Raw genomic sequence first — 20,929 nt, forward strand, 5'->3', positions numbered from 1 at the left:
GGACTTTCCGGCGGGCAACAGTGCAATACAACGATCAGCGTCGATGGGCGTTTTCGCCGGCGACTTTCCATCTTAAGGTTGGCTTCCTTAGAGCGACCTTCTTCTTGTAACGAGCAGCGATGAAAATTTATACGCGAACCGGTGACACGGGCAGCACGGGATTGTTTGGCGGACCGCGTGTGTCCAAAGATGATGATCGGATCGAATCCTACGGCACAGTCGACGAGCTGAACGCCACCATCGGGATGGCTCGCGCGGCCGGGGTGGGTGACGAAATCGATTCGCAACTGGAACAAATTCAGCATGAATTGTTCTCGATTGGGGCAGAACTGGCCACTCCGGATCCCGATGCGTTCGAGATGCGGATCATTTCGGCATCGCACATCGAGCGGTTGGAGGGATGGATAGACCAGCACGAGTCGATTTTGCCGCCGCTGAAAAATTTCATTCTGCCCGCCGGGCACCCCGCCGCGGTCACGTTGCACCTAGCCCGATCGATTTGCCGCCGGGCTGAACGACGTGTGGTGACGTTGATTGGACACCATGAAGCGGAGATTTCCCAAGAATTGATCGTCTATTTGAACCGGCTCAGCGATCTGTTGTTCGTGCTGACCCGGGCCGTCAATCACCATGCTGGGATCGCCGAAGTTCATTGGGTCCGTCCAACCTAGCCAGGATCTGCTGGGCATCGGGCCGCTAGGCTAGATGCAAGCCGTTTCGGGTGTACAATGCGCTTCCGTTAGCTGCGAATCGCCCTCCAACGGCGGTGTTCGCAGTGACACGTTGGCAAGCCGTGCTGGAAAAAAATAAGCCACCGACCGAGGTACGATCGTGAAAAAAGTCGAAGCCATTGTCCGTCACTTCAAGCTCGAGGATGTTAAAAACGCCCTTACCGATCAGGGCATCCACGGGATGACGGTCAGTGAAGTGCGTGGCTTTGGTCGCCAGAAAGGGCATACCGAGATCTACCGTGGCACCGAATACGCCATTGATTTCGTCCCTAAGGTAAAGATCGAAGTGACCTGTACGGACGAAAACCTGCAAACGGTTGTCGATACCATTTTGCAAACCGCCCAAACCGGCCAGATTGGTGACGGCAAGATTTTCGTCACCAATTTGGAAGACGCGATCCGGATCCGTACCGGCGAACGAGGCGAAGACGCACTGTAAGCGTCTGGTTCTCCCCCCCCATGAAAGTTGGGGCCAAATACATTGTTAGGCATCCAAAACCTTTCCGGTCGCAGGTTCTGTGTCGGCGAATCAGGAGCCTAGCGTTGATCGGGGCAGTCCAGGCTGACCCCCCGATTTCGGCAACCGGTGGATGGAACATCGAAGCGGCGGCAGCCACCCGAGCGACGAACCTGCTTGATGTGCGGGATGCGTCCAGTGTGGCGATCCCGATCGATTCGAGGGCCAGCATCGAATGCCATCGGCTTTCGATCGGAACCGTGTCAGCGGTCTGGTTGAACGCCGTCCTTTTGCAACCGCACGCTTGCTCCGCCGGCTGACTGCAACCCGCGCCAATCTTATCCGGCAACTCAATCCACCGGCGTGGTCATCGAAGTCAGGTGACGTTGGGCTTGGGGCCGCTTCTTTTCTCTTCGGACACAGACCGTCGTGCCCAACCTGTCGATGCGTTCGATCGTCCTGCGTTCCCGCGAACTGCTAAGCGAAGGACGTGAGAAAGCGTTTCAACAGCATCGTTCGGGGACGCCGGGTACCCAGGTGTCGACGCTGCTTGCCGATCTGTACGACGATGTCGTGCTGGATATTTGGAACGAAGCGGTTCGCGAATATGCGACCGATCCGCGTTTGGGTGGCCTGTGCTTGATCGCGCATGGTGGCTTTGGGCGTCGCGATTTGGCGCCTTATTCGGACGCCGACTTGATGCTGCTGACGACGCAAAGTTCCGAGAGTCTGGCGATGAAGATCGCCGGCTATCTGACACGGGACTTGGGGGACTCGGGAATTCAGCCAGGGCTGTCGATTCGATCGGCGTCCGAGGCGTGTCGATTGGCGTGGGTGGATCCGATCGTCTACTCCTCGCTAGCCGAGTCGCGTTTGTTGGCAGGCAGCTTGCAGCTTTACAAACGATATTTCGATGCGTTTCGCCATGGTGCGATGCGACGCAGCAAACGGATCATCCACGACATCGTGGCAGCCCGTCGGGAAGAACGGACCAAGTGGGGCGAAACCAGTTATCTGCTTCGTCCCAACGTCAAACGGTCGCGTGGCGCGCTTCGGGACATTCAACTGATTCGCTGGATCGGGTTCGCTCGCTACGGCGAAACCGACTTGGACCGGCTATTGAAATTGGGGGCCCTTCCCGAAGACGACTATCGCAACGTTCGTCAGGCCTACACGTTCATGCTGCGACTGCGAAACGAAATCCATTTTCGCGAAGGCAAGTCACAAGACGTGCTGGACCGTCCCGCCCAAATGGAGATTGCACAGCAGTGGGGGTATGTCGGCACCGAGGGAGTGTTGCCGGTCGAACAGTTCATGCAGGACTACTTCGACAAGACCCGCAACGTGCGGTATGCGGCCGCCTACTTTGCCGACGACGCACGCAGTCGCCCCCTGGTTTATCGCGTGGTCGAACGAGTGTTGTCGCGTAAGATCGACGACAAAATTCGAATGGGGCCGACGCACATTTGGGTTCGCGACGACGCGCTGGATGCGTTTGCGTCCAGTTTGCCCGACGTGCTGAATCTGATGAGTTTGGCGAACCAACATCGCCGTCGAATTTCGCACCATACATGGCAAGCGATTCGGACGGTGATGCAGGATCGTGCGCCAACACAACCGGACCCCGAATCGATCGAAGCGTTTCTGTCGTTGCTTAGCCGTCCCGGTCGATTGGCGCCGCTGTTGCGACGGTTGCACGAATTGCGAATCATCGAACAGTTGATTCCCGAATTCCGACGGATGCGAGGGTTGTTGCAGTTCAATGCCTACCACAAATACACCGTCGACGCGCACAGCATCCTGGCGATCGAAGCGGCGACGGATATGGAAGATGACCCCGGCGGGATGGGGCGTCGATATCGGCGGATCGATGACAAGCGGCTGTTGCATCTGGCGCTGCTGATCCATGACATCGGCAAAGGATACGAAGAGGATCACTGCATCGTGGGTGCCCGGATCGCGCGGGATACTGCCAAGCGATTGAATCTGGATTCGGCGACCGGCGAAACCTTGGAATGGTTGGTGCTGAAGCACTTGGCCGTCAACGTGGTCGCGTTCCGTCACGACCTTAGCGATCCCGAGATCGTGCTTTCCTTCGCTGCCGAAGTCGGTTCGATTCGGCGTTTGGAATTGTTGGTGGTCCATTCGGTTGCCGACCTGATCGCGGTCGGTCCCGGCGTCGCCACGGATTGGAAGTTAAGCCTGATCGAAGATTTGTATAAACGCACCCGTCGATACTTCGATTCGGGGGACCTGCCGGGCAGTCCCAGCGATCCGGAGATCGACGAAACTCGGCAACGCGTGGCACAGGTGCTGGAGCAACGTTCGGCGCCTCCGATGGCAAGCGAATTGTTAAGCCAAATGCCGCTGTCGTTGTTAAGCCGATGCGAACCCGATGAATTGGCGACGGAGATTTTGGCTGTTGCCAGCCGCGGTGACGACCAGCAGCCCACGCTTTGTCTGGCCATGTTCGACGAGGCGATCAAGGCGATGCGCTACACCGTGATCCGGCACGAACAGCGTCATTCCATCGGCACGTTCTCGCGAGCGACTGGTGCGTTGGCGACCAGCGGTTTGGCGATTCTAAGAGCGCAGATCGAAATGGTTGGTGACTTTGCTTGGGACCATTTCTGGGTGATCGACCCGGAGTATCCCGAAGGCGAAACGCCTCAGCACCGCACCGATCAGATCAGCCAACGAGTCTGTCATTTGCTGGACAACCCCGACGAACCCTTGCCGCGTTTTCGAACCACTTGGAAACCCACCAGCGAGGTCGAACCGACCAGCGTGAACGTGCTGCCCAAGAAGGTGGTGTTCGACAACGACACGGTCGACCGATACACGATCGTTTCTTTCTTTGCGTACGACGAAGTCGGGTTGTTGTACCGAATCGCATCGGCACTGGCCGATCAACGTTTGGTTTTGTCCTTTGCCAAGATCGATACTCACTTGGATCAGGTCGCGGACGTTTTCTATGTTCACGAGGTCGACGGGACCAAGTTAACCGACCCGAATCGGCAAATGCAGGTTCGTGCGGCTCTGTTGGACGTTGTCAGCTAGCGGGACAGCCGTCTGACCACTGGATGGTCGTTGGCAAGCTTTTCGGTTTAGCGGAACTTTTTGTTTCGCAAGGGTCAACGAAGGCGATGGTGTCGTCACGATTTTGCAATCGTCGACTTTGCTTCCTGACTGGTTATCGATGAAAACTTCTTGCCAGGTGTTGACAGCGCGGCAAGGCTTGAAAGGTTCATCAACCGCGATCGCCCGACGGATCCTGCCGACCCCGAGCCGTGTCTTCCAATGACCGGCAACTCAACGGGATTTCTGTTACGCGATCAACGCAACTGATGGTCATCGCCGGCGTCACGTGACGATTCGGCAAGGAGACCAAAGTGTCGCAGAGTTGACCGGACCCGCACAAACCCTCCGATCGATCCACTGAACAAGGAAGTCACGCCGATGCGATTCTCCGCACACGCTCTTGCCCTCGCCGCCCTGGCCATCTTCGCAAACGTTTCTTCGGCAAAGAACGATTTCGACGCCCTGCTAGCCGACCTCAGCTTCGGCGGCACGCCGTCACCGTCCATCGCTGCACCTCAAGATTTTTCGTCGGCGTACGACCAAGGTCTCTCTCTGAGCGGCCCCGCCGGCCTAAGCCTGGCCGCCAATGACGCCATGATGGAACTGCGGCCGGTTCCCGATGGTTTGACGATGCCCGAAACGGGGCCGGCTCAGGCCCGCGCCTCTCTGCAGGATCCCATCGCTACGGTCGATCCGCAGGCCGCCAAGAATGCGGCGGAACGAGTGGATTTGAATGCGGCCTTCGCACTGCAAGAGATGAACTCGCCTGGCAAACACGTGCCGACCTATGCCGTCGGATTTGGCCATCAACACGGGGCTGCCGGTTGCGACGGATGTGGTTGCGCCAGCGGTGCTTGTGACCAGATTTCTTCTTGCGGCAACGGCGCCTGCGGTCACGCTTCTTGCGGACAGGGTGGCTGTGGAATGGGGCACCAAGCGGCCCGTCCCTGCGTGCCTCGCACCGCGCCCAACCTGCCGACGTCCTCGCTGCGTCAGTACTTTATGAGCCAAAAGTGCAACACCAACGTCTGGGACGGATATCAACGGCCTTGCCCTGCCTGTCACAAGCACACGCACGGCACTTGCGATTGCTTCAAGAATCGCAACCGATTCCATTCCTCGATTCTTCCCCCAGCGTGCGGAGACTGCGGCGGTGCCTGTCAGGGGGGATGTGACGGCGGCTGTGACAGCGTCCACGCTCACTAGCCGCAGCGTGAGTCCTTCCGGCGGAGTTTGTGCAGCATTGCGAGTCACGCCCGCTACAAAAAAACTCACTCTCCCAACCACTTCGACTGTAGGCGACCCGGATCGATTGCCGATCAAAGGGGTACCATGGATTGGGAGGGTGGAACGATCGGTGCCATCGTTCCAGCATTGATGGGCCATGGTGAGGCAGGGAGGGCTTCACCATGGCCCTTCTCTTATGCGCTGACACGATTGCGATCGACGCATCACGTGTCCGTCTGGCTCGTCCGCGACGTCTGTCGGTGCCCGCCGCGTAGCCTTCAATCGCCGCGTAGCCTTCAATTTCGTAGCGGAAGTCGCCAAGACTTTCGGCCTAGGATTGTGGGGCACCGAAACCTTCTTGGCGGTTTGTTGACTGAGTCGAACTCTCACCGGCAATCGCGGGCCGCTGGCCATAGGACCACGGGCGTTTGGGGGATTGCCGGGCGCTCACGCCCAGCGGCTCACTCGATCGACAGACGTCGAGACTTTGGATTGAATCCGATTTCGTCATGCACGAACCGGGGTGATCGCCTAAGCGGCTAACACCTAAATGCGAAAGCGGATTCACACAGGCGGCCGCTATGCCAAACGGCTGATCGGCCGTGTGAATGCTGGATACCGCGATTAGCTGAACAATTGCTGGATGATCTTGCCGTCTCGGACCAGGGTGATGGGGCGACCGGTGTTGGTGTCGTATTCCAAGGTCGGGTCGATTCCTAGGTTGTGATAGAAACTGGCCGCGACATCGTCTGGGGTGATCGCTTCGTGACGGGGGCCGGCGGCCGAATCATCACTTTCGCCGATCACTTGGCCGCCGCGCACTCCGCCGCCGGCCATCAGCATGAACATGCACCGTGGATAATGGTCACGTCCACCTTCGGCGCTGCGGCTGTTGATTTTCGGCGTGCGTCCAAATTCACCGGTCACGTAGATGGCGGTGGATTCCAGCAGCCCGCGTTGTTCTAGCCCGATCAGCAACCCGGCCAATCCTTCGTCCAGTTTGGGCAGGTTGTTGTCTTTTAGCTTGGTCCAGTTGTCGGTATGCGTGTCCCATCCGCCCAACTGCAGGCTGACCAACCGGACGCCCGATTCAACCAGTCGCAGCGCCAGCAGGCAGCTTTGGCCGAACGAGGTTTCGCCGAATTGGCGGGCAAAGCTATCGGGTTCTTTGCTGATGTCGAACGCGTCACGGGCTTTCGGTGACGTGATCATCGAATAGGCCTGTTCACCGAAGCGATCCAATCCGTCCAGCAGCTGATCGTCCTTTTCAAGGTCCGCAAACCGGCGATCCAGTTTCTTCAGCAGGCTTTGTCGCCGCTTGACTTCGTCCACACCGACCCCGCCGGGCAGCGAGATGCCGCGGACCGAATAGGGTTGGCCAAAGTTGGGCGTCGAGTTGGTTTCCAGGGCAGCGTATCGAATGCCTAAAAATCCTGGACCTTGGGCGACCTTGGGGATCGCAACCTGGCTAGGAATCTCGGGGATACTGGGACGTTCCTTGGCCAGCACCGAACCAAAGCTCGGGTACTGAAGCGCCGGAATCGGCTTGCTGCCTGTGTTGACGTACTCTTGCCCCAACCGGTGCGCCGCCAGTGTGTGGCTGACGCCGCGCAGAATCGCGAACTTGTCGGCCACCTTGGCCAGGTTGGGTAAGTGTTCGCTGATCTCAATACCGGACACGTTGGTTTTGATCGGTTTGAACGACCCGCGAATCTCGCTGGGACCTTCGGGTTTCATGTCGAAGGTGTCCAGATGCGATGGCCCACCGGGCAGTTCGATAAAGATGGCGCGGGTCGCGTGCCCAGGGGCCACCTGGCCAGCCTCGGCCATCTTCATGTAACCGCTAAGGGAAAGTCCGCCGATCGAGAGGGTGCCGGCGCGAAGCATGTCGCGTCGGGAGACGCCGTCGCAAGTACGATTGAATTTCATCAGCGTGGTTCTCGGGCTAAGGAAGTGGAGAAGGTGGACGTGGCGTTAGTGACTGATGATGAACTCTTTCGTGTTCACCAATGCCCACAGCAGCGATTGCAATCCATCGGATGGTGACTTGGATTCTTGGATGAAGTCGATCGAGATCTTTGTTTCGTCATCGTCGGGGAAACGATTCAGCGTTCGCAGGTAGGCTTCTTCGACCAGCTGCGGATAAGTGATCTTGGCGTTGCTTTGCGCGGACTTGTTCTTTGTCTGGATCGATTCCCACGCATTCGGATCGGCAATCAGTTGCGCCAGCGTGGGTGTTGCGAACCCGTACTGTTGGAACTTCTTGGAAATCCGTTCGTACTCTCGATTGATCTGCGGACGCACGCGTTTCTTTTGCTGTGGTTTCAGAGCAGCGAACTGCTCGACACGTTGGATCAATTGCGCTTGCATCTCGATCGCTCGCCGCTGGATCGCCATCGCTTGCGGGTCCGCCGATTCGTTGGGGCCATCGACGCCCAGCGATCGACAGGCTTGCTGAACCCAGCCTTCTTTGGCGGCCAGCCGCTTGTACATGTCGGAATCATTTCGCAAGTAGATCGATTGCAACAAGCTGGGGGAATCACTGCGATCGCAATCACAGTTCGATTCGCGAATGGATTGCCCAAACACTTCCAACGCAAAGTCTTGGCGGTTGCGAAGGCGGGGTTTGCCATCGGCGATCGCCATCGAATCCAGTTCTGTCCGCATCTGTTCGGCCTGTTTGTCCGATCCGGTTGCCAGGATGACGGCGTCATAAACCACTTCGGCCGGCAATCGTCGCGGCACATGCCGCGAAAAATTGGTCTGGTCACGGACGTTGGTCGGATTGGTTTCCGAGCTGCGTTGGTAAGTTTGGCTGGTGGTGATCGTCCGATGCAGCCAACGGAGGTCATAACCGTTGGCGATGAACTGCTGCGATAGATCGTCCAGCAGTGCTGCGTTGTTGGGTGGATTGGCAAGGTTCATGTCGTCCGACGGATCGACGATCCCGATGCCAAAATAGTTGCTCCAGACTCGGTTCACGATCGCCTTGGCAAAGTATGGATTGTCGGGCGACCGGAGCCACGCCATCAGTTCCGGACGCGGGTCTTTGTCCAGCGTGATCGGTTCCGCTTGGCCTAGGATTTTGCCAGTGGGAAGATTCAGCGGTTTTAGCTTTTGACCGTTTTTCTTGGCCTTCGCACGAGCCTTCAGGACGCGGTCGGACGCACCACGGGTGTTGATGGTCAGTTCACCAAATGGGACGACCTTGCCGTCGCCAGCGGCCGAATAGACGGCGCGCCGCAGGGCACCGCCGGTCAGTTTCTCTCCGTCGGTGATTTCGGCCAGCAGTTCGTCACGGACCTTTCGGTTTTCGTTGGCGACTTGGTTGGCGTTGGCGCGGATCGGAGAGAACACTTTCGAAAACTGTTCGAAATCGTCTTTGGACCACTGGTCGAACGGGTGTTTGTGGCACTGGGCGCACTCGATCCGAACTCCCAAAAACGTGTACGCAAAACCGATCGCCCGGTCGTCGGGGGTTTGGAAATTCCTTCTGGCCCAGTACAGCGGCAGCCCTTCGCGTTCGGCGAATAGTTCTTCGTTGCCAGGTTTGCAGGCCTTCGTCATCGCTTCGCAATAGTCGCGATAGCTTTCGCCTGATTGGCGACTTTCCGCGGTAACGATTCCTTCGACCAATTCGTCGTAGGGGACGTTCAGTTCCAGTCGCTTTCGCAGCCACTGGTACCACAGCTTGCCGGCGACGCTTCGGATCGGCAGCACGTTGTTGAGTTGTTCGTCGCTGTTGCCGGTCCAGTCCGACAAACGGGTGGCCCACCAGGCTGCGTAGCCGGGCGAATCCAGGAGTTCGTCGATCAGAGTTTCGCGTTTGTCCGGCGAAGTGTCGGACAGAAATTCGCGGACGGTGTCAGCCGATGGCAGGATGCCGGTGATGTCCAACGATGCGCGGCGGATGAATTCCGAATCCGTGCAATCGCCGGCCGCTTGGATGCCAAGTTTGTTCAGTTTCTGGACGACCAGCCGGTCAATGGGATGATCGTAGATCGTCGGATCGGTGGTCGATCCGACCGGACGCATGACGGGGACGGGCACGACCGCGTTGTCGTAATAGACCACGACATGCGTATCGCCGGTTTCGCCGGATTGAAGCAGCCCGTCTTTGTCGATTGCTGCGATCGAATCGTCATTCGAACTGAAACGACACAGTTCGGTGACGTCTTCTTTGGATCCATCTTGCCAATGCGCGACCGCACGCAAGTGGATTGATTCGCCGGCGCCACCAAAACGGATCTCGGCGGGAGTGATTTCAAGCCGGGTCAGTGTCTGTGGGGTTTGGTTGGTGTAGGGGGCGCCCTTTGCGATCCATTGACGCAGCACGTGGTGTTGCCAACTGCCAGCATCGAATCGTTTGCCACCTTCGTGCAGATCGGCATCCAGCGGTTTGGCTAGGATCAAACTTTCGTCGACATCGTTCACATCGACGCGTCCCGTGGCATCGTCCAGCAACGCCAGATGGTCGGCACTGAAGTCGTAACCGAACAGCGACAACTGGAATCCGCCCCGGCCTTGAAACGATCCATGACAGGCTCGGCCGTTGCAACCGAGTCGGCCCATCAGCGGCACGACGTGGCGCTGGAAATCAGGCACCTCGTCCGTGGCGGATGTGGCGAACCGTTTGCTAAGCGGATCCAGTGCTTTGCCATCGATCGTTGATGACGGTAGCGATCGATCGGCGATCTTGGTGGACGGTGAGACTGGATCAGCGAGAGCTTGCGAGCTAACCAACAGACCGGTGGAAACCAGACCCATCGCGATCAGGCACAACAGTGTTTTCAGATGCATCGGCTTCATGAATCGGTCATCGGTCAGAGGGCAGGGCAGCGAAGTTTTCGAACAGCAGCAGGGCAGGGCAGGGGGGCGATTTGCAAACGTGTCAAAATGGACGGGGAATGCTGAGTCGGTAGCCGCGAATCAGGACAACGGATTGGCCGTGATCATTCCTTGCGTCCGGCTTTGCGGAGCAGTTCGGTATAGGTGGCGTTGCGGTCAGCGTCAGAGCGGGATTCCATCGTGCGGATCCGTTCCTCGGCGGCAGCGAGTAGTTTTTGCGTTCGCTCGATTCGTTCCCGCAATAGGTTGGTGTCATAGCGGGCGCGTTCCAGCCGACTGTGTTCGAGTGATTCCACGGCTTCACGTAACTGTTTGCGATCGTCTGGGTTGTCACGCACCTTCAGTTTGGCGGTCAACAAGTTCACAGCGATTTCGGATTTCAATAATGCCAGTTCGATGTCGTAAGATTGCTCGCCACGTTTCTTGGCGGTTTCCAAGCGTCTGGCCCATCGGGACAGGTCGCGGACGGCTCGGTCGTAGTGTTTTGGGTCTCGCTGACGCAGTCGATCCAGCATGCCGCGTAGCTCGGGAAGATGCTTCGATACAATCCGTCGGGCTCGGGATTCTGCCAGAGTCATTTCGTCAGCGCTGGGGCGGACCGCTTCGGAAACAGCGGCACGTTTTTGGGCAACCGGGCCGGTCGGGGTGGCCGAGTTGTTGCGGTTGGCCGGTTCGATTGCGGCGGCAAAACTTGTCATGACTAGCGTCATCGCAGCGATGCCGATCAGGGCGGAGATCTTGGCCGGAAAGCCGGACGGCGGCAGTTGTCTAGCTTCCATAACGACTGTCCTTCGATGACTTGCGATCTGATGACTTGCGATCTGATGGGGCAGCGCTGGAATCCGGTTGTTCGTCCGCGGCGGCAACAGCGACGTACATCCAGCCGAACGATTGGTCGTCCGGATCACCGTCGTCGATCAGCGCGGAGCTTTCGTCGATTTCGATGGAAGCAAAGTCTTCGGGTATTTCGGTTGTTTCGATCGACAGCAAGTCATCGTCAAAGGCTGGTTCGGTGGTTGCGGTGGTCGACGAGAGGCTGCTAGCCCACGCCTGAGCGATCTGCAGTTCTTCGGACGAATCGTTCGTCTGGAACAGCCATCCGGAAACCACGATTGCCAAGGACGCCGCCAATGCGAGCGCCGTGGCCGCCAGCGGGCGTAGGCCCGGAACGGTTCGTTGCTGCGTCGTCGGTGGTGACGTGATCGTGGTTGTCGGATCCTGCGGGGCGATCATCAACAACAGATCCGATTGCCGCAGCAGTTCGTCTTGCACCGTGGGCGAGGTCGCCAATTGATCTTCGAATGCAACGAGATCATCCCCGCTGAGTTCGCCAAGTAGGTATTGGCAGCAGATCGAGGGCAGGTCATTCATGCTTTCGTCGCGGCTGATTTGGGTTAGAGGCATCTTCTGGGGCCAGGTCGTCGCGAAGCCGTTGCAGGGCGCGTCGCATGCGAGTCAGGGCGGTCCCGATGGGGATGTTCAGTTGGTCGGCAATTTGTTGGAAGGTCAGGTTTTCATTGATTCGCAGTTCGATCATTTCGCGGTAGGTCGGCGATAGATTTTCGATGGCGTGCTGGACCGCTTGGCGGGCTTCGTCGTGAATGATCGGCAGGGCAGGATCTTGGTCGATCGATTCACGTGGGTTTTGTGCGGCGATCATTTTTTCGGTCGACGACTGTTTTCTCCAAAATTTGGCGGACTCGTTGGCTGCCACACGGAACAGCCACGCCCGTCGGGCGGCCGGCGCAACGGTGTCTCCATGTTGGGTCATTGCCAAAAAAACCGACTGCAGGCAATCGTCGACATCAGCGGTTTGCCGTAGGCGGCTGGCCAAAAAACGTCGGAGCCCACCGGAGATGTCGTCGAAAATCTGCTGAAAACTCTCGGTAGAACCACGGTTTCCCCCCACCGATTCAGCGGGGGATTCATTCCCGTCGTCGGCATCTGGGGGATTCGGCGATGATTCTTCGTTGGGCAATTCGGCGGATCACTCGTCGTGTGACAGTGGCTAGATGCGCACCAGTATCCGATTATTTCGTCGGCGGAAAAGATTTTTCGGGCCGAGCCCATCAAGATAGACGACAAGACGGGTTGAAGCTGGCCGTTGGTTGCTGTCTCTTCAGGCGAAATTTTTACCTTCATTTTCCAATAGCGGGAGCACCGGATTCGCACGGTGATCCCCCCCCCGTAGCCTCCCTTACTTGGATCGCCTCTTCGATGGCCGAGAAAGAAAAGAACATTTGGATCGGATTCGATCTTGGCGGCACCAAGATGCTGTCGATTGCCTACGACAATGAATGGAAAGAACTCGGTCGCCGCCGTCGCAAGACTCGCGGACGCGAAGGTTCCGATAGCGGTGTCGAACGGATCGCATCCACGATCGCTCGGATGTTGGACGAAAGCAATTTGGATCGCGAACAGATTGCCGGAATCGGGATCGGTTGCCCCGGGCCCATCGACTTGGTCAAGGGCCGGATTTTGACGACGCCAAACTTAGGTTGGGACGACGTTGAAATCGGTGCGTTCTTGAAAAAGAAGTTCGACTGTCCGGTGGTCGTCGTCAACGATGTCGACGCAGGCGTGTTCGGCGAATACGAATTCGGGGCGGCCAAGGATGCGCGATGTGCCGTTGGTATCTTCCCAGGCACCGGCGTCGGCGGCGGATGCGTCTATGAAGGCAAAATCCTGCAGGGAGCCGGCATCAGTTGCATGGAGATCGGGCACACCCGGATCAGCAGCAGTATCCGCGCCAGCGGCATCTCGATGTCGGGAACCGTCGAATCCGAAGCCAGTCGGTTGACGATCGCGGCCGAAGCCGCCAAAGCCGCATTCCGCGGCGACGCCCCGTACCTGGCCAAGAAGACGGGCACCGATCTGTCAGAGATTCGCAGCGGCGCGATTGCCGATTCGATTCAAAACGGTGACAAGGCGATCAAACGATTGGTCGAAGAGTCAGCCGAAGTGATCGGTCTGGCCGTGGTCAACATCGTCCACATTCTGGCCCCCGACAAAATCGTCCTCGGCGGCGGATTGGTCGAAGCGATGGAAGACTTGATCGTGGGCACGGTGAAGAAGACTGCCAAGGCAAACGTGATGAGCGTTTACAAAGATCGCTTTGACGTCGTCGCCGCCAAGTTGGGTGACGACGCCGGGGTTTGGGGAGCAGCCGCTTGGGCCAAGTCGCAATTGACGGCGAAGTAAACAGCTCGTCTCCCCCCCCCACGCTTTCTAGCAATTCGTTCTAGAAGATGATCTGGGTACGCAGGCCGACCGTGGTGGCGGTATCGAACCTCCGGTTGGCAGGCTCGATCACCTGCAGGTCAGGCGTGACGTGCAGCCATGGGGTGACCGCCACGTTGTAGAACATTTCCATCCCTTGGCCATCACCAAAGACGGTCCCTAGCAGCGGTCCCAATTCATCGCTGGTTTTGGCATAGTACCAACCGGCACCGAAGGTGTCGGCGCTGCGATGACGCAGCAGGCTGTTCCCGCCGATACCGACGCTGTAGAACGATTCGACCGGGTTGGTTTCTGGATCGGCAACACCGGCGCGAGCAAACAAGCCCCAGCCGCGTGATGGATTGCATGGGTCGACATACAGGTACTGGTCACAGTTCCAATACAGCGACCAGGAATCGCTTTGTCGATCGATCGGTACGTTGGGCAGGATGATTCGAGGATCTTGTGCGAGGTCGGCATAGTTGCGACTGCTCCACGTGCCGCCAAACAATTGGTGTCCGGGCATTCCTAAGAAATTGGTCGGTAGACGCAGTTCGGGTGCCAGCACGACGCCTTCGTCGAATAGTTCATCGAAGCCCGCCGACGTTGTGGTGTTGATCGCGTTTAAGATCGAAAACTGAAACAGCGGGGTTTGGTCTTCGCCCAAGATGACAAAACCGGCACCCAGGGTTGAATAGACCGTTGTTCGCAGCGCAATCGGTGTGGCGACAAAAGCTTGGTTTGAAAATTGCGATTTCCCACGTCCATGGGCGAACGCATTCATGTCGCCATCCAGAGTGTCCAGTTTTCCAAAGAACACGCCAAAGGTTTCGGAAAGCATCTGCGTGAACAACACGTTGGTCAGGAACACGTCCTCGCTGTCGCGCACGGGCAAGTCCGCATTCACGTTTGCCGGCAACAGGGCACCGGTGGCGTCGCCAAGCGACTGACCAAACCGATGCTCGGCGCGAAGTTTAACGAACAGTCCTTCCGGACCACCCATTTTGGATGCGTCGATGTTGAAGACATAGTCGTTGTGTCCGCCGAATCGGAAGTCGCGGTCACGGCCGCCATCGACCACGCCCATGTAGAACATGGTCGAATCGGCGTCTACTGAAATGCCATGTGCGGCCATCGGCGATCGCAAGCCAAGGCAATCGTCGAACAGTGTGGTCCGTGGGTCCACGCAGGACATCGCGGCGACTGCGGTGGGGTCGGTATCGCAGGCAAGGCCGCTGCAACCGTCCTCGGCCTGGGTCAGCGTTCCGCCCAAGGCGAGGGTTAGGAAACAGATGGACAACGGTCGGATGTCCAGAAATTTGGTCGGCATCGAATTGATTCCATCCATGGAAGCGAAACGGCGAAGCGGGCGGGGCGAAATTTGAGTCTGCGGCGCCGTGGGTGTCGCCCGCCCTGTGGCAGGGCCTCGTCTTGGGCAATCGGCTAATTTCCAAGGCCGAGTTGGATTTTCCTGAGGCCTCGGCCGCGTTTTTGTTCGCAAATCCGACGCTTGTACCGATTGGGATGCGTGGGAAGGCGATCAGTGGCCTATCCCAGCAGCAGCGGTAACCGCGGCCCTGTGGCATGGTTCCGACATTTTTGCCGTGGCGGTTTTCTCTCGAAACTTTGGTTCAATCGATCAACGTTAGTGTTAGGATTGGAGTTCTAATCTTTGCATGATGCGAATCGACCGTCGGGCTTTTCTTTGATTCGGGACTCTGAGGTATTTCTGTGGCCGAGTATCCATTTGCTTCGATCGGGGATGCGCTGCACCTCATCGCGCTGTTGGCGATCTTTGTTTTCATAGCGGTGGCCGCGTTCGTATTGCTGGCCCTGGCCGCATTGCCCGGCCAAATCGCGGCTCGTCGCAGTCATCCCCAAACCGCTGCGGTCAACGTGTGTGGTTGGTTGGGATTGCCGACGGGTGGGTTTTGGATCGCCGCGTTGGTATGGGCGTATTGGAATTACGATCGACCCGAACCTGATTCGGGTGTGCTTAGCGCTCAGATCACTCGGCTGGAAGAAGTCGTCCGTGGTCTAGAACAGCAGCGTCCATCGGGTTCGCAGCCTGCACGAAATCGAGGGACGGTATGATCGCCGCACTCGCGACCTGCTTCTTTGTCGTCTATCTGTACCGATCCCTGAACCCATCGGATCCGGTCGCACCCGATGCGGCGGCCAACGGGACGTCGCAAGATCCCCCATCGCAAGATCTTTCCGGACGCCTTGATGCTTTGGAATTGCGACTGCAGTCGCTGGTGGACCAAGCCAAGGAAGGATCCCAATCATGATGTGGATCCTATCGGGCATCTACTGCTTTGGACTGTGGTTGGTGTTTGCAAAGTTAAAGTTGCTGCGACTATCGCTGCCGATCGCCATTGTGGCCGGTTCGATTGGCCCAGCATTGATTGTGGCGTTGTTGTTTTATCACCCGCGCACGACTAATGTGGTGGTGATCCAACAGGTGGTGCCACTGACGCCTCAATTGACACGTGCCGGGCGTGTGACCAAAGTCGCTGTCCAACCCAATGTGCCCATCCGCAAGGGGGACGTGCTGTTCGAAGTCGATCGGACTCCTTACGAAAACACGGTCGCGCGGCTAACCGATTCTGTCAACGAAGCCGAAGGCGGTGTTAAAGTTGCCCAGTCGGCGGTGCAGGTTGCCGCAGCCTCGATCCAACGCGCCCAAGCCGATTTTGAATTTGCGACCAACCAACGCGACCGCCAACAAAAGTTGATGGACGCAAGCGCGGGCAGTGAGGCACAGTTGGATCAAGCCGTGGCATCGTATGCCCAAGCTACCGCAGCGCTTGATCAAGCCAACACCACGTCACAGCAAACCGAACTGTCCGTCGCGGTCGCCCAGACTCAGTTGGGGCAGGCACGGATTGCATTGGCCGAAGCGAAATACGATCTGGAACAAACCACCGTGGTTGCACCGAGTGACGGGTTTGTCACGAACCTGCAGCTTCGCGAAGGAGCCTTGATCGGCGGACCCGGGGCACAGCCGGTGATGAGTTTCATTCCGGAACGCAAGGGATCCGATCTTGGCGTCGTTGTCGCCATGTTCGGCCAGAGGAACTACTTGCTGATCAAGCCCAAGCAGTACGCCGAAGTCGTGCTAGATGCCTACCCAGGTCAGGTCTTCACCGGCCGAGTGATGACGACGATTGATACCTCCGGAACCGGCCAATTGCAGGCTTCGGGCGATTTGCCTGATGAAATTGGATCCGGCAAAGCGAGTGCTTTTGCGGTTCGCATCGCGCTGGACGATGGGCAATCGCTGCGGCTGCCTGGCGGGGCAGTGGGAAGTGCCGCTGTCTATACCGACCATGTCCAGGTCGCCGGCATCCCGGTCATGTTCGTGATGCGGATGGAAAGCTGGATCAACTATGTATTTTGAACCTATTCACCACAAGGATCACTCGTGATTTACAAGAGTCCGTTTCTAATTGTGTTCGTGTTTCTACTGTCACTTCCTGTGTTCGGTGGATCGGCCGTTGGTGATGACGCCGTTGTGCGTCAAGCCATTTCGGACTATGTCGACGCCTTCAATCGAAACGATTGGCAGGCCGTGGGTGCGATGTGGTCGGAAGATGGAAGTCATGTTGATCGCGAAAGCGGTGAACGCACCGTCGGTCGTGATGCCGTCATGGCCGATATCCACGCGGCTGTTCAACAACGTCCCGACACCAAACTGGCTGGCACCGTCGATCATCTGCGTCAGATTCGCCCCGATGTTTATTCGGTGGTCGGAACGATCGAAGTGCAGTCCGCCGATCTGCCACAAAGCGTCAGCGATTTCTCCGCCATCTTGGTCAACGAAGATTCCAAATGGGTGATCGATTCGATCGAGGAAACGCCTCACGCTGCACCGAAGTCATCCTACGAAGCACTTCAAGAATTGGAGTGGTTGGTGGGCAAGTGGGTTGATGAAGCAGACAGCGGACGAGTCGAAACAACGTTCCGCTGGACCGCGAACCAAGCCTTCCTGTTGCGTTCGTTCGTGGTCCGTGGTGCCGATCAAGTAACCGGGCAAGGCACCCAGGTCATCGGTTGGGATCCGCGAAGCCAAGAGATCCGTTCGTGGGCCTTCAGCAGCGATGGTGCATTCGGGGACGCCACTTGGGTGCGAACCGGGAACCAGTGGTTGATTCGGTCGTCGCAAACGGTTCCCGATGGACGCGCGGCATCCGGGACCTACGTCTTGACGAAGGTGGATGACCAGACGATGACGCTGCAGTTGATCGGTCATGATATCGAAGGAGAACCGCAGCCGACCGAGCCGGCCGTCACGGTTGTCCGTGTGGCGGACCAGCCGCAGTCGGTTCCCGATCCATCCGCCAACAACCCCCGCTAGAGGTTCTTTCTGATGAATAGGTTTAAGTTTCTTTTTGCGGCGGTCGTGTTGGTCCCGTGTTTGATCAGCAGCGATGCGTTTGCGCGAGGCGGATTCAAAGGCGGCGGTGGAGGCGGTGGCGCTGCCAGAGGCAGGATGTCGATGCCGCATTCGAGCGCGCGTCCGAGCGTCCCCAATCTTGGCGGCGGCCGGTCGAATTTCAGTCGCCCCAACGTCAGTTCCCCCAGTTTCAATAGGCCCAGTGTCAGTCGGCCCAGTATCAGTCGGCCCAGCGTCAGTCGGCCCAGCGTCAGTCGGCCCAGTGTCAGTCGGCCAAGTACGGGTTCACCGAATTTCAATCGGCCCTCGGCCACTCGTCCCGCCACCCGCCCCACGACGCTGCCAGCGACCCGGCCTAGTGGATCGCGGCCTGGCATCGGTGGTCAGACACCGTCGCGTCCCTCGGGCCGGCCCAGCGTGCCCGGTCTCGGGGATCGTCGACCCGGAAATGGTTCGGGGATCGGCAGCGGATCCGGGATCACCCGACCCGGTGGTAACGCGCCATCGATCACTCGCCCCGGCACCCGCCCCGCCACTCGCCCCGCCACTCGCCCCGCCACTCGACTGGGGACCGGCCGACCATCAGCCGGGGACGTGGGGGATTTCTTAGGCATGGACAAACCGCTTCGGCCCACCCAGCCAGGCGGCGATCGTCCGGGAATCAGCCGCCCAGGCGGCGATCGTCCCAGTACTGGTCGCCCAGGTATCAGCCGCCCGGATGGAGATCGTCCGGGGGCCGATCGTCCCGCATTCAGCCGTCCAGGCAATCTGCGGCCCGACGGCGATCGTCCTGGTATGGGGCGTCCAGATGGTGGTCGACCGGGTGGTGATCGACCGGGCGGGAATCGCCCTGGCAACGATCGCCCGATCAACATCGGCGACGTGAATCTTGGCAACAACACGGTGATCAACAACCGTCCCACGTGGGCCAACATTGATCGCAATCAGATCGCTGGCATCAACAACCGTTGGCAAGGACAGATCAACGGAATGCACGATTGGGGGAATCGTCACCCGGATCGGATGGATCATTGGCGTGATCGTGGAAACCATGTTCGCGACCATTGGGATCGTCATCGCCACGACTATTTCAATCAAAACTGGTGGAACCACCACCATCATCATTGTGGCGGTTGGCACTACGGTCACTACTTCAACCGTCGGCCATGGGGCTATTGGTGGACAGTGCCGACCTATGCAGCCCTCACCGGTTGGTTCACTTGGTCGGCGCCGCCAGCGGTGTGGGCTGAACCGGTGTATTACGACTATGGATCGGGCGGCAACGTGACGTACGAGAACAACGTGGTTTACATCAACGGCGAAGAGGTTGCCCCGGCGGATGAGTTCGCGCAGAGTGCGATGGACTTGGCGACGGTCGAACCACCGGCAAGCGACGACGAGGCGGAAGATTCGGATTGGATGGCGCTGGGGACTTTCTCGGTAAGCACCAACGACAAGGATCTGGAACCAACTCGCACGATTCAGTTGGCGGTCAACAAGCAGGGGATCATCAGCGGCACCTTGTACAATTCGAAAACCGACCAAGCGGACACGGTCCAAGGTCAAGTGGACAAGGACACGCAGCGAGTCGCATTTCGGATTGGTGACAGCCAAGATGTGGTTGTGGAAACTGGCTTGTACAACCTGACTCAGGAACAAGCCCCCGCCCTGGTGCACTTCGGCACCGACAAGGTCGAAGACTGGTTGTTGGTACGTCTGGATGCACCGGAGGACGAGTCTTCGTCCGCCGACCAGTCGTCCGCCACAGACGAAGACGCAGCCCTGTAGGTGTGCTGCGGTGCGATGCCCTTGCTGCCCGCTGTGGATTTTGATTCCGCGGGCGGCGGGGCCAATGCGCACCAACGCGGATCGATACGCTTTCGAATCTGCGTTGGCCGAAGAACTTAACTTTCCCCACACAGAACGATGGAAACAAGGTCAGCGATGATAGGACAAATGAACGAATCCGGATTTGGCATCAAGGGGCTTGGGTGGATCGTTGGGGTCACGATGGCCGTGTCGGTTTCGGCTGCTGATCCGCTTCCGTCTTGGAAGGCGACTGCGGCCAAAAAAGCGATTGTCGATTTTGTTGATCGGGTTGCCACCGAGGGTTCACCTGACTTTGTTCCCGTGGCCGAACGCATTGCCACGTTCGATAACGACGGCACCCTGTGGTGCGAGAATCCGTTGCCGTTTCAAGCCATCTTTGCGGCGGATGAAATCGAGCGACTGTTGCCCGATCATCCCGAATGGGAAAGCAACGCTGCGGTTCAGGCATTGCAGAAACGTGACGTTGCCGGTTTGTCGGCGAACCACCACAAAGGGTTGCTGGAAATTCTTGCGTTGACCCACGCCGGCATGACGACCGATGAATTCGACCAGCGCGTACGGGATTGGTTGGCCACGGCCGAACACCCTCGTTTCAACAGGCCCTTCGATCAGTGCGTCTATCAGCCGATGTTGGAACTGTTGACCTACCTGCGAGCCAACGGCTTTCAAACCTGGATCGTGTCGGGTGGCGGAGTCGATTTTATGCGTGTCTTTGCCGACGACGTCTACGGCATCCCGCCCGACCAAGTGATCGGTTCTTATGGTCAAGTGAAGTTCGAAATGAAAGACGGAAAGCCCACGTTGACGAAAACCTTGGACACCGTTTTTATCGACGACAAGGAAGGCAAGCCCGTTGGCATTCACACCTTCATCGGTCGTCGCCCGATTGCTGCGTTTGGCAATTCGGATGGGGACCAGGCGATGATCCAGTACACGACGATCGACAACCCCCGGCCTAGTTTTGGATTGATCGTGCACCATACCGATGGCGAACGCGAATACGCCTACGATGCGAATCCCAAGAGCAGTGGCAAGCTGGTCACGGCGTTGGAAGCGGCGCCGGGTAATGGTTGGACCGTCGTCGACATGAAGAACGACTGGACGACCGTTTTTGAAGCAAAGCCCTGATCACGGGCA

General features: G+C 58.1%; 19 protein-coding genes. 12 read left to right on the top strand and 7 right to left on the bottom strand.

Features of this window, described 5'->3' with window-relative positions; translation table 11 throughout:
• Positions 1–119 precede the first annotated feature (119 nt).
• The 5 genes from K227x_RS03870 (at position 120) to K227x_RS03885 (ending at position 5,475) form a co-directional block, all read left to right on the top strand.
• Positions 120–671: a cob(I)yrinic acid a,c-diamide adenosyltransferase gene (locus K227x_RS03870; protein WP_145168151.1), complete on the top strand. Its 552-nt coding sequence runs from the start codon at positions 120–122 to the stop codon at positions 669–671.
• A gap of 160 nt (positions 672–831) precedes the next feature.
• On the top strand, positions 832–1,170 hold the full coding sequence (locus K227x_RS03875; RefSeq protein WP_145168152.1) for a P-II family nitrogen regulator: 339 nt from the start codon (positions 832–834) through the stop codon (positions 1,168–1,170).
• 104 nt (positions 1,171–1,274) lie between these two features.
• Positions 1,275–1,508, top strand: a complete 234-nt coding sequence (locus tag K227x_RS30235) for a hypothetical protein (RefSeq protein ID WP_218933761.1) — start codon at positions 1,275–1,277, stop codon at positions 1,506–1,508.
• A gap of 109 nt (positions 1,509–1,617) precedes the next feature.
• A complete protein-coding gene (glnD, locus tag K227x_RS03880; RefSeq protein ID WP_246146485.1) occupies positions 1,618–4,248 on the top strand; it encodes a [protein-PII] uridylyltransferase in 2,631 nt (876 codons plus the stop codon).
• A gap of 399 nt (positions 4,249–4,647) precedes the next feature.
• The gene (locus K227x_RS03885; RefSeq protein ID WP_145168153.1) at positions 4,648–5,475 is read left to right on the top strand and encodes a hypothetical protein; all 828 of its coding nucleotides are present in this window, start codon (positions 4,648–4,650) and stop codon (positions 5,473–5,475) included.
• Between the two features lie 645 nt (positions 5,476–6,120).
• Here K227x_RS03885 and K227x_RS03890 read toward each other — a convergent pair.
• The 5 genes from K227x_RS03890 to K227x_RS03910 form a co-directional block, all read right to left on the bottom strand.
• Positions 6,121–7,425, bottom strand: coding sequence for a DUF1501 domain-containing protein (locus K227x_RS03890; RefSeq protein ID WP_145168154.1), 1,305 nt, complete (start codon positions 7,423–7,425; stop codon positions 6,121–6,123).
• A gap of 45 nt (positions 7,426–7,470) precedes the next feature.
• Positions 7,471–10,263 carry a DUF1549 and DUF1553 domain-containing protein gene (locus tag K227x_RS03895; RefSeq protein WP_145177230.1) on the bottom strand — a complete coding sequence of 931 codons (2,793 nt, stop codon included), beginning with the start codon at positions 10,261–10,263 and terminating at the stop codon, positions 7,471–7,473.
• Between the two features lie 185 nt (positions 10,264–10,448).
• Positions 10,449–11,123 (bottom strand): hypothetical protein, encoded by a 675-nt coding sequence (locus K227x_RS03900; RefSeq protein WP_145168155.1) that lies wholly within the window; start codon positions 11,121–11,123, stop codon positions 10,449–10,451.
• Entirely contained in the window at positions 11,113–11,715 is a 603-nt protein-coding gene (locus K227x_RS03905; RefSeq protein WP_145168156.1) for a hypothetical protein, read from the bottom strand. Before K227x_RS03905 ends, K227x_RS03900 begins: the two co-directional genes overlap by 11 nt.
• Positions 11,708–12,322: an RNA polymerase sigma factor gene (locus tag K227x_RS03910; RefSeq protein WP_145168157.1), complete on the bottom strand. Its 615-nt coding sequence runs from the start codon at positions 12,320–12,322 to the stop codon at positions 11,708–11,710. Before K227x_RS03910 ends, K227x_RS03905 begins: the two co-directional genes overlap by 8 nt.
• Positions 12,323–12,561: 239 nt before the next feature.
• Here K227x_RS03910 and K227x_RS03915 point away from each other — a divergent pair, with 239 nt between their 5' ends.
• Positions 12,562–13,545, top strand: coding sequence for an ROK family protein (locus tag K227x_RS03915; RefSeq protein ID WP_145168158.1), 984 nt, complete (start codon positions 12,562–12,564; stop codon positions 13,543–13,545).
• Between the two features lie 40 nt (positions 13,546–13,585).
• Here K227x_RS03915 and K227x_RS03920 read toward each other — a convergent pair whose 3' ends face one another.
• Positions 13,586–14,893, bottom strand: a complete 1,308-nt coding sequence (locus K227x_RS03920; RefSeq protein WP_218933762.1) for a carbohydrate porin — start codon at positions 14,891–14,893, stop codon at positions 13,586–13,588.
• 401 nt (positions 14,894–15,294) lie between these two features.
• On the opposite strand from K227x_RS03920, the gene K227x_RS03925 reads away from it, so the two are divergent.
• Genes K227x_RS03925 through K227x_RS03940 form a run of 4 tightly spaced genes read left to right on the top strand, consistent with a single transcriptional unit; the run spans position 15,295 to position 17,923 of the window.
• Positions 15,295–15,657: a DUF3302 domain-containing protein gene (locus K227x_RS03925; RefSeq protein WP_246146487.1), complete on the top strand. Its 363-nt coding sequence runs from the start codon at positions 15,295–15,297 to the stop codon at positions 15,655–15,657.
• The gene (locus K227x_RS03930; RefSeq protein WP_145168160.1) at positions 15,654–15,854 is read left to right on the top strand and encodes a hypothetical protein; all 201 of its coding nucleotides are present in this window, start codon (positions 15,654–15,656) and stop codon (positions 15,852–15,854) included. Before K227x_RS03925 ends, K227x_RS03930 begins: the two co-directional genes overlap by 4 nt.
• Positions 15,851–16,966 carry an HlyD family secretion protein gene (locus K227x_RS03935; protein ID WP_145168161.1) on the top strand — a complete coding sequence of 372 codons (1,116 nt, stop codon included), beginning with the start codon at positions 15,851–15,853 and terminating at the stop codon, positions 16,964–16,966. Before K227x_RS03930 ends, K227x_RS03935 begins: the two co-directional genes overlap by 4 nt.
• Positions 16,967–16,990: 24 nt before the next feature.
• Positions 16,991–17,923 (top strand): nuclear transport factor 2 family protein, encoded by a 933-nt coding sequence (locus K227x_RS03940; RefSeq protein WP_145168162.1) that lies wholly within the window; start codon positions 16,991–16,993, stop codon positions 17,921–17,923.
• Here the strand turns inward: K227x_RS03940 and K227x_RS03945 are convergent.
• A complete protein-coding gene (locus K227x_RS03945; protein WP_145168163.1) occupies positions 17,920–18,339 on the bottom strand; it encodes a hypothetical protein in 420 nt (139 codons plus the stop codon). The two genes, K227x_RS03940 and K227x_RS03945, sit on opposite strands and share 4 nt — an antisense overlap.
• Positions 18,340–18,574: 235 nt before the next feature.
• Here K227x_RS03945 and K227x_RS03950 point away from each other — a divergent pair, with 235 nt between their 5' ends.
• Together K227x_RS03950 and K227x_RS03955 are read left to right on the top strand one after the other, a co-directional pair.
• Positions 18,575–19,750, top strand: a complete 1,176-nt coding sequence (locus K227x_RS03950; protein ID WP_145168164.1) for a hypothetical protein — start codon at positions 18,575–18,577, stop codon at positions 19,748–19,750.
• Between the two features lie 138 nt (positions 19,751–19,888).
• A complete protein-coding gene (locus K227x_RS03955) occupies positions 19,889–20,920 on the top strand; it encodes an HAD family hydrolase (RefSeq protein ID WP_246146488.1) in 1,032 nt (343 codons plus the stop codon).
• Positions 20,921–20,929: the final 9 nt, after the last annotated feature.

The organism is Rubripirellula lacrimiformis (genome assembly GCF_007741535.1).
Classification (GTDB): Bacteria; Planctomycetota; Planctomycetia; order Pirellulales; family Pirellulaceae; genus Rubripirellula; species Rubripirellula lacrimiformis.